Source organism: Nonomuraea sp. GTA35, assembly GCF_041950525.1.
Classification (GTDB): Bacteria; Actinomycetota; Actinomycetes; order Streptosporangiales; family Streptosporangiaceae; genus Nonomuraea.
In genome coordinates this window covers 343,281-355,815 of the sequence record NZ_JBGNUV010000007.1, presented here as the reverse complement: position 1 = coordinate 355,815, position 12,535 = coordinate 343,281, and the positions used below count along the sequence as shown (strand labels likewise).

13 protein-coding genes are annotated in these 12,535 nt (G+C 72.2%); 6 read left to right on the top strand and 7 right to left on the bottom strand.

Annotated features, from left to right (window positions below):
* Positions 1-61 precede the first annotated feature (61 nt).
* The gene (locus ACBJ32_RS31000) at positions 62-691 is read left to right on the top strand and encodes a hypothetical protein (protein WP_375129715.1); all 630 of its coding nucleotides are present in this window, start codon (positions 62-64) and stop codon (positions 689-691) included.
* 130 nt (positions 692-821) lie between these two features.
* On the opposite strand, the gene ACBJ32_RS30995 is transcribed toward ACBJ32_RS31000, so the two are convergent.
* Both ACBJ32_RS30995 and ACBJ32_RS30990 read right to left on the bottom strand, forming a co-directional pair.
* Positions 822-1,550, bottom strand: coding sequence for a maleylpyruvate isomerase family mycothiol-dependent enzyme (locus tag ACBJ32_RS30995; RefSeq protein ID WP_375129714.1), 729 nt, complete (start codon positions 1,548-1,550; stop codon positions 822-824).
* Between the two features lie 41 nt (positions 1,551-1,591).
* A complete protein-coding gene (locus ACBJ32_RS30990; RefSeq protein ID WP_375129713.1) occupies positions 1,592-3,055 on the bottom strand; it encodes a carboxylesterase/lipase family protein in 1,464 nt (487 codons plus the stop codon).
* A 216-nt stretch (positions 3,056-3,271) separates the two neighbouring features.
* Between ACBJ32_RS30990 and ACBJ32_RS30985 the strand changes: the two genes are divergently transcribed.
* Positions 3,272-4,567, top strand: coding sequence for an OFA family MFS transporter (locus ACBJ32_RS30985; RefSeq protein ID WP_375129712.1), 1,296 nt, complete (start codon positions 3,272-3,274; stop codon positions 4,565-4,567).
* 194 nt (positions 4,568-4,761) lie between these two features.
* Here ACBJ32_RS30985 and ACBJ32_RS30980 read toward each other — a convergent pair whose 3' ends face one another.
* Positions 4,762-5,676: an alpha/beta hydrolase gene (locus ACBJ32_RS30980; RefSeq protein ID WP_375129711.1), complete on the bottom strand. Its 915-nt coding sequence runs from the start codon at positions 5,674-5,676 to the stop codon at positions 4,762-4,764.
* A 127-nt stretch (positions 5,677-5,803) separates the two neighbouring features.
* On the opposite strand from ACBJ32_RS30980, the gene ACBJ32_RS30975 reads away from it, so the two are divergent.
* Entirely contained in the window at positions 5,804-6,643 is an 840-nt protein-coding gene (locus ACBJ32_RS30975) for an FRG domain-containing protein (RefSeq protein ID WP_375129710.1), read from the top strand.
* A gap of 11 nt (positions 6,644-6,654) precedes the next feature.
* Here ACBJ32_RS30975 and ACBJ32_RS30970 read toward each other — a convergent pair whose 3' ends face one another.
* From ACBJ32_RS30970 to ACBJ32_RS30960, 3 genes are all read right to left on the bottom strand, one after another.
* Positions 6,655-6,912: a hypothetical protein gene (locus ACBJ32_RS30970; RefSeq protein WP_375129709.1), complete on the bottom strand. Its 258-nt coding sequence runs from the start codon at positions 6,910-6,912 to the stop codon at positions 6,655-6,657.
* Between the two features lie 7 nt (positions 6,913-6,919).
* Positions 6,920-7,369 carry a hypothetical protein gene (locus ACBJ32_RS30965; RefSeq protein WP_375129708.1) on the bottom strand — a complete coding sequence of 150 codons (450 nt, stop codon included), beginning with the start codon at positions 7,367-7,369 and terminating at the stop codon, positions 6,920-6,922.
* Positions 7,370-7,499: 130 nt separating this feature from the next.
* Positions 7,500-7,943, bottom strand: a complete 444-nt coding sequence (locus ACBJ32_RS30960) for a MarR family winged helix-turn-helix transcriptional regulator (RefSeq protein WP_375129707.1) — start codon at positions 7,941-7,943, stop codon at positions 7,500-7,502.
* Between the two features lie 29 nt (positions 7,944-7,972).
* Here ACBJ32_RS30960 and ACBJ32_RS30955 point away from each other — a divergent pair, with 29 nt between their 5' ends.
* From ACBJ32_RS30955 to ACBJ32_RS30945, 3 genes are all read left to right on the top strand, one after another.
* Positions 7,973-8,380, top strand: coding sequence for an NUDIX domain-containing protein (locus ACBJ32_RS30955; protein WP_375129706.1), 408 nt, complete (start codon positions 7,973-7,975; stop codon positions 8,378-8,380).
* Positions 8,381-8,447: 67 nt separating this feature from the next.
* Positions 8,448-9,266 carry an SAM-dependent methyltransferase gene (locus tag ACBJ32_RS30950; RefSeq protein WP_375129705.1) on the top strand — a complete coding sequence of 273 codons (819 nt, stop codon included), beginning with the start codon at positions 8,448-8,450 and terminating at the stop codon, positions 9,264-9,266.
* A gap of 89 nt (positions 9,267-9,355) precedes the next feature.
* The gene (locus tag ACBJ32_RS30945) at positions 9,356-12,055 is read left to right on the top strand and encodes a S8 family serine peptidase (RefSeq protein ID WP_375129704.1); all 2,700 of its coding nucleotides are present in this window, start codon (positions 9,356-9,358) and stop codon (positions 12,053-12,055) included.
* A gap of 48 nt (positions 12,056-12,103) precedes the next feature.
* Here ACBJ32_RS30945 and ACBJ32_RS30940 read toward each other — a convergent pair whose 3' ends face one another.
* On the bottom strand, positions 12,104-12,445 hold the full coding sequence (locus ACBJ32_RS30940) for an STAS domain-containing protein (RefSeq protein ID WP_357879997.1): 342 nt from the start codon (positions 12,443-12,445) through the stop codon (positions 12,104-12,106).
* Positions 12,446-12,535 lie beyond the last annotated feature (90 nt).

The following is a 12,535-nucleotide window of genomic DNA, read 5'->3' as shown; positions in this document are numbered from 1 at the left end:
GGGCGGGCGGCAGATCGGCGAGAGGTTAGCCAGGAGCGGCGCGACGCCGGAGCATGGGCACATGACGAACGACGATCCCGCCCTCATGTCCGCGCTCACCACGGAGCATTTCGTCCTGCAGACCGCCATCAGCACCGCCACCAGCGAGGAGTCGGCCCGCGCCACGCTGTACGTGATGGCGCTGTCCAGCTCGCTGGTGGCGCTGGGCTTCGCCGCCCCGCCCTCGCCGGCGTTCGCGCCGCTGGCGGCGACCCTCCTGCCCGCGCTGGCCATCCTCGGCCTGTTCACCAGCGTCCGCCTGGTCGACACGGGCCTGCAGAACATCCTGTGCCGCAGCGCGATCGCCCGCATCCGCCACTACTACCGCCACTTATCCCCGCAGGCCTCCGCCTACATCGTCGCGTGGGCCGGGCCGGACGAGAACGACGCCGTCGCCGCCGCCACCGCCACCATGGGCATCGGGCGGCGGCGCGACTGGCTCATCGGCTTCTTCACCATCGCGATGATGATCAGCACGATCAACAGCATCGTGATCGGCGCGGGCATCACGCTGCTGGCCGTCCTGGCGCTCCCGCTCGGTGCGGCGATCGTCCTCGGCCTGCTCGCCGCCGCCGCGCATCTCACTCTCTTCTCCCTCTACCAGCGCCACCGCTACCGCACCCGCCCGCGACTGCCCGAGATCTCCCCCTGACCGGAACCCGCGCGTCCAGGCGGCATGCGGCCGAACCTCGCCGGCGGCGCCGTGCTGCCGTCGAGCTGCCGTCGAGCTGCCGGCGTGCTGCGGCACGCTGGGGCACGTTGCCGGCGTGCTGCCGAAGTGCTCAGTAGGCGTAGTTGCGCAGCACGGCGAGGGCTTCGGCGCCGTGCGGGCCGGTGGCCTTGAGCGCCGAGTCGGCGGCGGCCAGCCGGCGCGCGCCCACGCGGCAGAAGTCGCCCGCCGGCCCGGTGATCACGGACGGCGCGTCGTGGTCGCCGAAGTGCCACAGCTCGCCGTCCGGCGCGGTGAGCTCGCAGTGCACGGGCCCGCCTGCCAGGCCCTCGACGTCGAACGCGTACGGCAGGGTGCGATGCCCCAGCCAGGCGATGTGCCGCAGCCGTGCCGTGTCGGGGTAGGGGATGCCGAGCGGGGCGGTGATGTCGAGGGCGTGCGCCCAGTGCTCGGCCAGGCGGGTGGTGGCCAGGGTGGCCGGCGACAGGCTGGCGGCGACCCAGGTCAGCCGGTTGCCCCTGGGGTGGGCGCGCAGCGCGGCGGGCATGAACGCGGTGGCCGCGCGCCAGCGGGCCAGGAGGTCGGCGGGGGCGATGTCGCGCTCGGCGGCCACGGCGCTGTCCGCCATGGCGTCCACCTCGCCGCGGGTGCGCGGGCCCGCCAGCTCGCCGCGGATCGAGGCGGCGGCGAGCTCCTCGGTCTGGGCGAGGTGGAGGACCACGTCGGAGACGGTCCAGCCGGCGGCGGCCGACGGGTGCGACCACTGCGCGGGCGTGAGGGCAGCCAGGACGGTGTCGAGTTGCTCGTACTCGGCCTGGAGGTCATCGAAGATGTCCGTCATGCCCCACCACCCTACAGAACAAAGTTCGGGTTGGCTCGGCCTCAGGTGACAAGCGGCAGCTCGGCGAACGGGTGCGAGGCCCAGATGCGCCGGGAGGCCTCCTCCGGATAGGGCACCACGGCCGGCTCGACGTCGAACAGCCTGGTCAGGCGCCCTTCCGGCGTGTACGGCTGCCAGCCGGGCCCCTCGCCCGCCGCGAAGCCGGTCCACGCGCGCCGGAACGCGGACGACACGGCGGCGGCCTCCGGCGGGGCGCTCTCGCCGAGGAAGAACGTGCCCATCCCGCTGCCCAGGTTCCCGAACACCAGTGGCACGTCCAGCCCGTGACACGCCCCGCCCAGCGCGGGGCTGTCCCAGGTCAGCTCGTACGCGTGCACCTGCCCGCCCCCACCCGCCTGCGCGTCGGCCAGCCGCAGGGACGGCATGCGGAACAGCCAGTCGGACTGGACCAGCTCGTCCAGCAGCTCGGGCCCCGCCGAGGGGAAGGCGTCGCGGTAGGCCTGCTCCCGCCCCGGCGCGAACACCCCCAGGAGCTCCCGCCCCTCCACCCGCCCCGTCCGCGCGAACAGCCGGTACTCGTCCCGCGTGTGCCCCACGATCAGCTCCACCTCGCGGCCCGCCCCGTCCGCCAGCGCGCTCCAGGGATCGCGAGGCAGCACGTCACCGTCCACGACCGGCGAGAACGGCGTGACGGTGTGCGCGACGGCGCCCCAGCGATCCTCGTGCAGGCGCATCCTGGCCGTCACCGCCTCGGCCGCCGCGACGAGCCGGCCGGGCTCGGCGGCGGCCAGCGCGCCTGCGTCCGGCGGCAGGCCCAGCTCCGCGGCCAGGACGGCGGCGATGTCCGAGGCCAGCGGCGCGGAGAAGTACGTGCCGGGGACGCTCTGCGCGATCGCCCGCCCGAACAGCCCGGCGGCGCGCGGCATGGCCATGAGCGCGGCGATGCACCCGGCCCCCGCCGACTCCCCGAACACCGTCACCCGGCCGGGATCGCCCCCGAACGCGGCCACGTTGTCCCGCACCCACTCCAGCGCCGCCACCTGGTCGAGCAGCCCCCGGTTGGCCGGCGCCCCCTCGACGTGGGCGAACCCCTCCATGCCGACCCGGTAGTTGAGGGTGACGACGACCGCGTTCCCCTCCCGGGCCAGCACCGCGCCGTCGTAGACGGACTCGCCGGACTCGCCGCCCCGGTACGCGCCCCCGTAGATCCACACCATCACCGGCAGCCGCGCCGCCGCGCCGAGGGACGGCGACCAGACGTTGACCGTCAGCCAGCTGTCGCCGCTGCGCCCCGCCACGGCCGAGGCGAGCGTGGACTGCTGGGGCGGCGGCGGGCCGAACGCCACGCAGTCACGTACGCCGTCCCACGCCCCGGCGGGCCCGGGCGCGCCGAACCGCGGCGGCTCGGCGAACGGGATGCCGCGGAAGACGGACACGCCGCCCTCGGTGCGGCCCCGCACGCGGCCCGTCGCGATCCGGACCTCGGGCTCTGTGGTCGTCCCCATGCTCAGCCGCCTTTCTCGGAACACCACTCCAAGATTACGGGGCCGTTCATCGACGAGTTTTGACCGCTCGCCGTAAAGATCTTCCGCATGCCAAATACTGCATACCGTATGTGTGGTAGCCACTGATGCGTGTCACTCAGTACGAGGTTCGCGAGTCCCACAGGTTTCCTGAGTCGTTCCCGTACCGTGGCGGCGCCCACCTGGAGCCGTTGGCTCGTGCCGCCCGCGGCGCTCTCCGTGCACCTGGCCATCGGGCAGGCGTACGCGTGGAGCGTGTTCAAACCCTCGCTCGAATCCGCACTCGGGCTCTCCGGCACCCAGAGCGCGCTGCCGTTCCAGCTCGGCATCGTCATGCTGGGCCTGTCGGCCGCCTTCGGCGGCACGCTCGTCGAGCGCAACGGGCCCCGGTGGGCCATGTTCGTCTCGATGACCTGCTTCTCCTCCGGTTTCCTGCTGTCGGCGCTGGGCGTGTTCACCCGGCAGTACTGGCTGGTCGTGCTCGGCTACGGCTTCGTGGGCGGGATCGGCCTCGGCATCGGGTACATCTCGCCGGTCTCCACGCTGATCAATTGGTTCCCCGACCGGCCCGGCATGGCGACCGGCATCGCGATCATGGGGTTCGGCGGGGGAGCGCTCATCGCCTCACCGTGGTCGGCGCAGATGCTGGCCTCCTTCGGCCCGACCACGACCGGGATCGCCACGACGTTCCTCGTGCACGGCGTCGTCTACGCGGTGTTCATGTCGATGGGCGTGCTGCTCGTACGGGTGCCGCCGGACGGCTGGGCCCCGAAGGGCTGGAGCCCGCCCGCGGCCCGGGCCCGCCCGCTGATCACCACGGCCGACGTCTCGGCGCGCAACGCCATCCGGACCCCGCAGTTCTACTGCCTGTGGGTCGTGCTGTGCTGCAACGTCACCGCCGGCATCGGCATCCTGGAGAAGGCCGCACCGATGATCACGGACTTCTTCACCGGCACCCCGGCCGCCGTCGCGGCGGGGGCGGCGGCCGGGTTCGTCGCGCTGCTGTCGCTGGCCAACATGGCGGGCCGCTTCGTCTGGTCCTCCACCTCCGACCTGATCGGGCGCAAGAACATGTACCGCGTCTACCTGGGCGTCGGCGCGCTGCTGTATCTCGCCATCGCCCTGGCGGGCGACGCGTCCAAGCCGCTGTTCATCGTGTGCGCGCTGGGCATCCTGTCCTTCTACGGCGGCGGCTTCGCGACCGTGCCCGCCTACCTCAAGGACCTCTTCGGCACCTACCAGGTCGGCGCCATCCACGGCCGCCTGCTCACGGCCTGGTCCACCGCGGGCGTGCTCGGCCCGCTGATCGTCAACGCCATCGCCGACGCGCAGAAGGCCGGCGGGCGCTCGGGCGCCGACCTCTACACGACCTCGCTGTTCATCATGATCGGGCTGCTCGCGGTGGGCTTCCTCGCCAACGAGCTGATCCGGCCCGTGCACGAGAGACACCACGAACGCCCCGTGCGGGCGATGGAGGAGGGGCAGGCCGCATGAGCTCCGAGGAACGGCGCACCGGGCTGATGACGCTGGCGTGGGTCTGGGTGGGGCTGCCCTTCGCGTACGGGGTGTACGAGCTGTTCCTGAAGCTCACCCAGCTCTTCTCCGGCTGAACAGGAGGGAGAACCGAGCGGCGGCAGGGATCTGCCCGCAGCGCCGGTGACCTCGGGCTCACCGCCCCGGCTCGGGGCTCACTCCAGCCGCCGCTCCACCGTCTCGGCGATCAGGGCGAGCGCGGCGGCGCTGCCCGGCAGCACGTTCACCAGGGTGAAGAAGACGTGCATCTGCCCCTCGAACCGCCTCAGCTCGACCGGCACGCCCGCCTGCCGCAACCGCCGCGCGTACTCCTCCCCCTCGTCGCGCAGCACGTCGTGCTCGGCCGTCAGGACGAGCGCGGGCGGCAGGCCGGACAGGTCGGCGGCGCGCAGGGGAGAGGCGTCGGGGTTGGCGCGTTGCGCGCGGTCGGGCACGTAGTGGTCCCAGAACCAGGCGACGGCGTCGCGGGTGAGCATGAGCTGGTTCTCGGGGTCGAGGTAGGAGTCCCTGTCGAGGTCGCAGTCGGTGACCGGGTACACGAGCACCTGCAGCGCGACGGCCGGGCCGTTCTCGTCCCTGGCGCGCTGGGCGACCACGGCGGACAGGTTGCCGCCCGCGCTGTCGCCCGCCACGACGACCGGCAGGCCGGGCATGCGGGCGGCGACCCAGCGCAGCGTCGCGTAGGCGTCGCGGGCGGCGGTCGGGTAGCGGTGCTCGGGGGCGAGCCGGTAGGCGGGCAGGACGACGGTGCAGCCGGTACGCGCGGCCAGCTCCCTGCCCAGCGTGTCGAACTCGTCGAGCGTGCCGAGCACCCAGCCGCCCCCGTGGAAGTAGATCAGGACGCCGCGCGGGGTGCCGGTGGGGACCAGGACGCGGGCGGGGAACGAGGCGCCGTCCTCGGCGGGGATGGTGGCCTCTTCGACGCGGGCCACGTCGGGGCCCTTGCCGTACAGCTCGGCCAGGAAGGTGCCGAGGGCTCGTGCCTCCGTCACGCTCATCTCGTGCAGCGGCTTGCCGCCCGTGCCGGCGAGCTGCTTGAGGAAATCGGTGGTCGCGTGGTCAAGTGCCATGGGACGTCACCTCGTGCGGGGGGATCGTGGGACACCCCGAACGTAGGATCCGCTGCCGGAGTTGTCGAGGCCGGCGGGTGTGAAGCGGGTGAGCAGGGGCAACGCAACCAGGGTGAAGGTGGTTACGGTGTCGTCCTGGAGGGAGCTGGACGACTCGGTCGGCGAGGCGGGCCGGGGCGACGGGGGCGGGCACGCGCATTCCACGCTGGTCTTCCGCGGCCTGGCGCGCAGCGAGTACACGCACATGTCGGGGCTGGCCCGGTTGCGCGGCGACTACGCGGCCGTCGAGTCCCACCTCATCCGAAATTTCAGGAAGTATGCGCACCGGCAGGCCCCGGGGCCGACGCTCTGGGACTGGCTGGCCCTGGGCCAGCACCACGGCCTGCCCACGCGCCTGCTCGACTGGACGTTCTCCCCGCTCGTCGCGCTGCACTTCGCCACCGCCTCCTGGCCGGAGGACGACGCCGTGCTGCTCGCGGTCGACTGCGCGGGCGCGCACGAGCTGCTGCCGGAGCCGCTGAGCGAGCTGCTGGCGGCCGAGGGCGCGCTGCTGTTCACCACCGAGATGCTCGCCAAGGTCGCGGCCGACCTGCCGTGCTTCGACGAGCTGGGCGGCGAGCGGCCGTTCGTGGCCTTCTTCGAGCCGCCCTCGCTGGACGAGCGGGTGATCAACCAGTCCTCGGTGCTGTCGGTGCTCTCGGACCCCACGTTCCAGCTGGAGCAGTGGCTGGAGGAGCATCCGGGACTGGCCCGCGCGTGGCTGATCCCGCCCGAGGTCAAGGCCGAGATCAGGCAACGGCTGGACCAGGCGAACATCACCGAGCGCGTCCTCCTGCCCGGCCTGGACGGGCTGGCCGACTGGCTGCGGCGCTACTACTCGCCCGGCTCGATCGAGTACGGCGGCGCCGGCGCGTCGATGTCGGGCCAGGAGGAGCGCCACCGCCAGGACGGCCGCATGGCCGGGTGACGTCCCGGCCGTCAGGACCGGCTCGTGGCAGGCCCCAGCCGGCGGACGGCGAGCAGCCCGCCGATCACCGGGATCCAGGCCAGCCACCGGGCCCCGGTCGAGGCGCTGCCGGGGACGAGCACGGTGCAGGCGACGACGGCGAGGTAGGCCCCGCCGTGCAGCGGCCCGACGAGCGACGCGACGCCCTCGACATGCACGGTGAACAGGTTGACCAGCAGGACCGCCAGCGACAGCGTCTCGACGGCGACCGCGATGCGCAGCGCGCGCATGGGGCCCTCACGCCCCTTCCGCGGCGCCGGGACGGACGATCATCAGCACGACGACGACCGTCCACAGCACGTTGTAGATCCCGGCGGACATGGACAGGGAACGCAGGCGGTCGCGGGCGGCGGGGGTGGCCAGGGCGTCGCGCTGGCGCGGGTAGATCTGCACGGCCAGCAGGAAACCCGCCGCCGCGGTGAGGATCATGGCCAGGATGATCCAGATCTCGCCGGTACGGCCCTGCACGAACGCCAGGACGATGCCGGCCGCGGGCACGATCAGCCCGGCGATGCTGTAGCCGCGGGTGATGCGGTGCAGCGCCGCGGCCACGGCCCGGCTGCGCTCCTGGGACCCGTCCTCGCCGGTGACCGGCACGTACCGGGGGAAGAGGCTGGTCGCGATGGCCGAGCCGCCCACGAACAGGATGCCGGCGACCACGTGGACGGACAGCAGCAGAGGCTCCACGAAGTACTCCCTCCAAACCTTCAGGTGGCCTGAAGCCTAACACGCGACCTTCAGAGTCCCTGAAGGAGGGAAGGGATGGCGGGACCCAGGGAGCAGCGGTCGTCGCCCCTCGGCCGGAGAAGTCGACGCTCTAGCGGGAGAACCCGCCGAACGCGGCGCGGATCGTGTCGCCCACCTGCCGCTGGATCGGGTCGGCCGCCTCCCCGAACAGGCGCTCGTCCACCGCGGCCACCGCCGCGCGCGCCCGCTCCATCAGCCGCGCGCCCTCGGGAGTGACCTCGATGGCCGACGCCGAGCCCGCGCGGGCGGTGGTGTCGCGCACCAGCCCGGCCCCGGCCAGCGCCTTCACCGCCGCGTGCACGCTCTGCACGGTGATGCCCGACATCCGCGCCAGCTCGCTGAACGACGTCCCCGGCATGGCCGCGATGTGCCCAAGCAGCCCGAGCCGGCTCACGGTGAGGTCGAGCGGCGCGAGGGCGGCGTTGAGCTCGGTCTCGACCTTGCGCGCCAGCGTGAGCACCACGATGGAGGCGCTGGTCGTCGGGGGAGCGGGGCGGTCGTTCTCGGAGCTCACCCCCCAAGTCTCCACTAGGGTCTGGCGTCATGGCGAACGACGACGGCGTGCCGGAGAAGGTGGCGTGGGTGCTGGTGCGCGACCACCGGGTGCTGATGACGCGCAGCCACGGCCGCGAGGTGTTCTACTTCCCCGGCGGGATGCGCGAGCCGGGGGAGTCCGACAGCCAGACCCTCGTCAGGGAGATCGACGAGGAGCTGCTGACGGCGATCGACGCGGACTCGATGGTGCATTTCGGCACGTTCGAGGTTCCGGCCGGGCATCCGGAGCACGGGCCGTTCCGGATGATCTGCTACACCGCCGACCACAGCGGGCCGCTGGCGCCGTCCATGGAGATCGCGGAGAAGGCGTGGCTCGGGTACGCCGACCGGCACCGGGTGTCGTACGTCGACTCGCTCGTCCTCCAGGCGCTCCACGAGGAAGGGCTGCTGCGCTGAAACGGGCACTTCACCCGTACCAGACTGATCGCTAGGCTGGCCGCACCTCGGTGCAGGGAGACGACGCGTGAGTGCTGTTGAGCCGGACGTGCCCGGTGTTGACCCCACGATTCCCAGCGTGGCCCGCATGTACGACTACTACCTGGGCGGGAAGGACAACTTCCCCTCGGACCGGGCCGCCGCGGAGAAGATCATCGCGATCGTCCCCGAGGTGCGCGAGACGGCCCGCGACAACCGGGCCTTCATCGGCAAGGCCGTACGGCTGATGGCCGGGCAGGGCGTGCGGCAGTTCCTCGACATCGGCGCCGGCCTGCCCACGCAGGACAACGTCCACCAGATCGCGCAGCGGGTCGTCCCGGACGCCCGGGTCGTCTACGTCGACAACGACCCGATCGTCCTGACGCACGCCCGTGCCCTGCTGGCGGAGAACCCGTACACCCTCGCCGTCTGGGGCGACGTCACCGACCCCGCCGCGATCCTGCGCGACCCCGAGGTGAGCGCGCACCTCGACTTCGGCAGGCCCGTCGGGCTGCTGATGTCGGCGGTGCTCCACTTCGTTCAGGGCGACCAGCAGACGAGTGACATCGTCAAGACGCTGCGCGAGCCGCTCGTGCCGGGCAGCCACCTGCTGATCTCCCACTTCTACACGCCGGACGCCGACGACCCCAAGGTCAAGGCGGGCCAGCAGGTCTACAAGGCGACCAAGCCGGGCACGCTGATCGCCCGCCCGCTGCGGCAGATCGCCGGCTACTTCGACGGGCTGAGCCTGCTGGAGCCGGGCCTCGTCCCGGTCAAGTCGTGGCGGCCGGACTCCGAGCTGGACCGGCAGGCCGCCGTCGATCTCGCCGTGCCCGGGCTCATCGGAGCGGTGGGCCGGCTGGCTTAGGGACTTCCCTAGGCCGTGCCCTGAGGACAGGGCACGGCCGGCTGCATAGTGTCGGCACCTCTCATCACTTGTGAAGAAGGTGTCGGGCCATGACCACTCCCCGTCCGGAAGAGAGCGAATACAGCTACGTCGACAAGACCAGCGGCCATCTCACGTCCTTCGCCGCCAAGCCCGACGAGGCCATGGTGACGTTCGCCCCCCGGGCCCGGGCGGAGATCGACACGCTCAACCGGATCGTCTCCGACCCGGCGCTGCTGTCGGTCAGCCAGGGCTACGACCTGGAGCGGGGCTTCGCCGCCGTCTTCGTCAGCCCCGCCCGCATGGCCGACGTGGCGGCGCAGGACGAGGTCACGAACTCGCTCCCGGTGATGATCGACGAGCACGGCGCGTCCCGGTACTTCCTGCCGGACGAGCTCACCGTGCAGTTCAAGGCCGGCGTCGGCCCGGTCCGCGCCGAGGAGATCATCGCCGCGCGCGGCAGCCGCGTCCTGGTCCGGCAGCGCACGCCCGGCTACTACACGGTGGCGGTGCCCGAGGGGCGGGGCCTGTTCGAGGCGATCCGCGAGCTGTCCGGGCTGGACGAGGTGGCCTTCGCCGAGCCCAGCGAGGTGGGCTTCAACAGCAAGCTGCTGTTCGTCCCCGGTGACGCGGACTTCGGCAGGCTGTGGGGCATGCGCAACACCGGGCAGGCGGTCAACGGCGTGGCCGGGGCCGCGGGCGCCGACATCCACGCCTGCGAGGCATGGGAGATCACCAGGGGCGACCCCGAGGTGATCATCACGGTCATCGACACCGGCGCCGCGATCACCCACCCCGACCTGCGGGCCAACATCCTGCCCCGCGGCGCGGAGGACTGGGACTTCGGCGACGCGAACGACCCCGTACCGGAGGACGAGGACGGGCACGGCTCGCACGTCTCCGGCACCTGCGCCGCCGTGAACGACGCGGTCGGCGTCGTCGGCGTGGCGCCGCTCTGCCGCGTGATGCCGCTGCGCGTCGACCTCACCACCGGCATGAACCAGAACCGCGCCGACGCGATCAACTACGTGGCCGCCCAGGCGAACGCCCACGCCGAGCGCCGCTACGTCGTCAACTGCAGCTGGCGCATGAACGGCGACCACGCGGGCGTGCGGACCGCGATCCGGAGCGCGGTGGCCGCGAACGTCGTCGTGGTGTTCGCCGCGGGCAACGCCGGTACCAACACCGACATCACCCCGCAGTTCCCCGGCGTCTACCCGGACGTGATCGCGGTCGCCGCGCTCGACCAGTCCGACCGCAAGGCCACGTTCTCGAACTTCGGCACGAACGTGGACGTCTCCGCGCCCGGCGTCAACATCTGGTCCACCTTCCCGGGCGGTGGCTACGCCTTCCTCGACGGCACGTCCATGGCCTCGCCGCACGTGGCCGGGGTCGCCGCGCTCATCTGGTCGCGCAACCGCAACCTGACGAACCTGCAGGTGCGCCGGATCCTGGAGAGCACCTGCGACAATATCGACGCGACCAACGCCGGCTTCATCGGCATGCTGGGCGGCGGCCGGGTCAACGCGATGAGCGCGGTCACCTCCCCGCTCCTGTTCTCCACCCACGTCGAGCACACCGCCGACCTGACGGGCGACAGGAAGGCCGACGTCGTCGGCTTCGGCGACGCCGGCATGTACGTCGCCAGGAACCAGGGCAACGGCAACTTCGACGCGCCGCAGCTCGCGATCGCCAACTTCGGGTACGAGGCGGGCGGCTGGCGGGTGGAGCGGCACCCGCGCTTCCTGGCGGACGTCACCGGCGACAGGCGGGCCGACGTCGTCGGGTTCGGTGACGGCGGCGTGTGGGTGTCGCGGAACAACGGCAACGGCATGTTCCAGGCGCCGCAGCTCGCGATCGCCAACTTCGGGTACGAGGCGGGCGGCTGGCGGGTGGAGCGGCACCCGCGCTTCCTGGCCGATCTGACCGGTGACGGCCGCGCGGACATCGTCGGGTTCGGTGACGGCGGTGTGTGGGTGTCGCTCAACAGCGGCAACGGCATGTTCCAGGCCCTGCAGCTCGTGGTGCGGAACTTCGGGTACGAGGCGGGTGGCTGGCGGGTGGAGCGGCACCCGCGCTTCCTGGCGGACCTCACCGGTGACGGCCGCGCCGACATCGTCGGCTTCGGTGACGGCGGCGTGTGGGTGTCGCGGAACAACGGCAACGGCACCTTCCAGGCGCCGCAACTCGTGGTGCAGAACTTCGGCCATGAGGCCGGCGGCTGGCGCGTCGAACGCCACCCCCGCTTCCTGGCGGACGTCACCGGCGACAGGCGGGCCGACATCGTCGGCTTCGGTGACGGCGGCGTGTGGGTGTCGCGGAACAACGGCAACGGCACCTTCCAGGCACCGCAGCTCGTGGTGCGGAACTTCGGCTACGAGGCGGGTGGCTGGCGGGTGGAGCGTCACCCGCGCTTCCTGGCGGACCTCACCGGTGACGGCCGCGCCGACATCGTCGGCTTCGGTGACGGCGGTGTGTGGGTGTCGCTCAACAGCGGCAACGGCACCTTCCAGGCCCCGCAGCTCGCGCTCGGCGGCTTCGGCCACGACGCCGGCGGCTGGCGCGTCGAGCGCCACCCCCGCTTCGTCGCCGACCTCACGGGCGACGCCCAGGCCGACATCATCGGCTTCGGTCACGCGGGCGCGTGGGTCTCGCTCAACAGCGGCAAGGGCGCGTTCGGGAACCCCGGCCTGAAGATCGCCGACCTCGGCTACGGCGCGGGCGGCTGGCGCGTGCACAAGCACCCGCGCCTCGTCGTCGGACCCCGCTGACCGGACGGCGCTTCGCGACGGGGCCGCGGGGCCCCGTCGCGACCTGCCTCACGACCCTGCCGGCGTGCGGCAGAACCGCTTGTCCAGGCCGGTCACATGCAGGAGCCGCGTGAGCCGCGGCTGCACCCCGCTCAGCCGGATCGAGCCGCCGGCGGCCTCGACGGTGTTGGCGGCCCAGATCAGGGTGTTGAGCCCCGAGGAGTCGCAGAAGGCGACCTCTTGCAGGTCGACGACCACGGAAGGCGGCCTGAGGCAGGACATCGCCTCGGTCAGCCCGTTGCGGAACTCCTCCTTCGAGGCCAGATCCAGGTCACCGACAGGACGCAGGACAGCCGCGTCGTCACTCTGGGTGACGACCCAGGAGAAGCCGGTGCGGTCAGCGCTTCTCATTCCACCCCTCCGCTTTGCAACGGTTCGCACATTTATCATTGCACAGTGCAATGGAACTCGGAAGTGACACTCAAGCGCCCTGGCCGAGGC

Excerpts from the sequence above, each read along its gene's own strand:
- ACBJ32_RS30940 (WP_357879997.1), bottom strand. The coding sequence starts at position 12,445 with ATGAGAAGCGCTGACCGCACCGGCTTCTCCTGGGTCGTCACCCAGAGT.
- ACBJ32_RS30995 (WP_375129714.1), bottom strand. The coding sequence starts at position 1,550 with ATGACGGACATCTTCGATGACCTCCAGGCCGAGTACGAGCAACTCGAC.
- ACBJ32_RS30945 (WP_375129704.1), top strand. The coding sequence starts at position 9,356 with ATGACCACTCCCCGTCCGGAAGAGAGCGAATACAGCTACGTCGACAAG.
- ACBJ32_RS31000 (WP_375129715.1), top strand. The coding sequence starts at position 62 with ATGACGAACGACGATCCCGCCCTCATGTCCGCGCTCACCACGGAGCAT.
- ACBJ32_RS30955 (WP_375129706.1), top strand. The coding sequence starts at position 7,973 with ATGGCGAACGACGACGGCGTGCCGGAGAAGGTGGCGTGGGTGCTGGTG.
- ACBJ32_RS30990 (WP_375129713.1), bottom strand. The coding sequence starts at position 3,055 with ATGGGGACGACCACAGAGCCCGAGGTCCGGATCGCGACGGGCCGCGTG.
- ACBJ32_RS30980 (WP_375129711.1), bottom strand. The coding sequence starts at position 5,676 with ATGGCACTTGACCACGCGACCACCGATTTCCTCAAGCAGCTCGCCGGC.
- ACBJ32_RS30970 (WP_375129709.1), bottom strand. The coding sequence starts at position 6,912 with ATGCGCGCGCTGCGCATCGCGGTCGCCGTCGAGACGCTGTCGCTGGCG.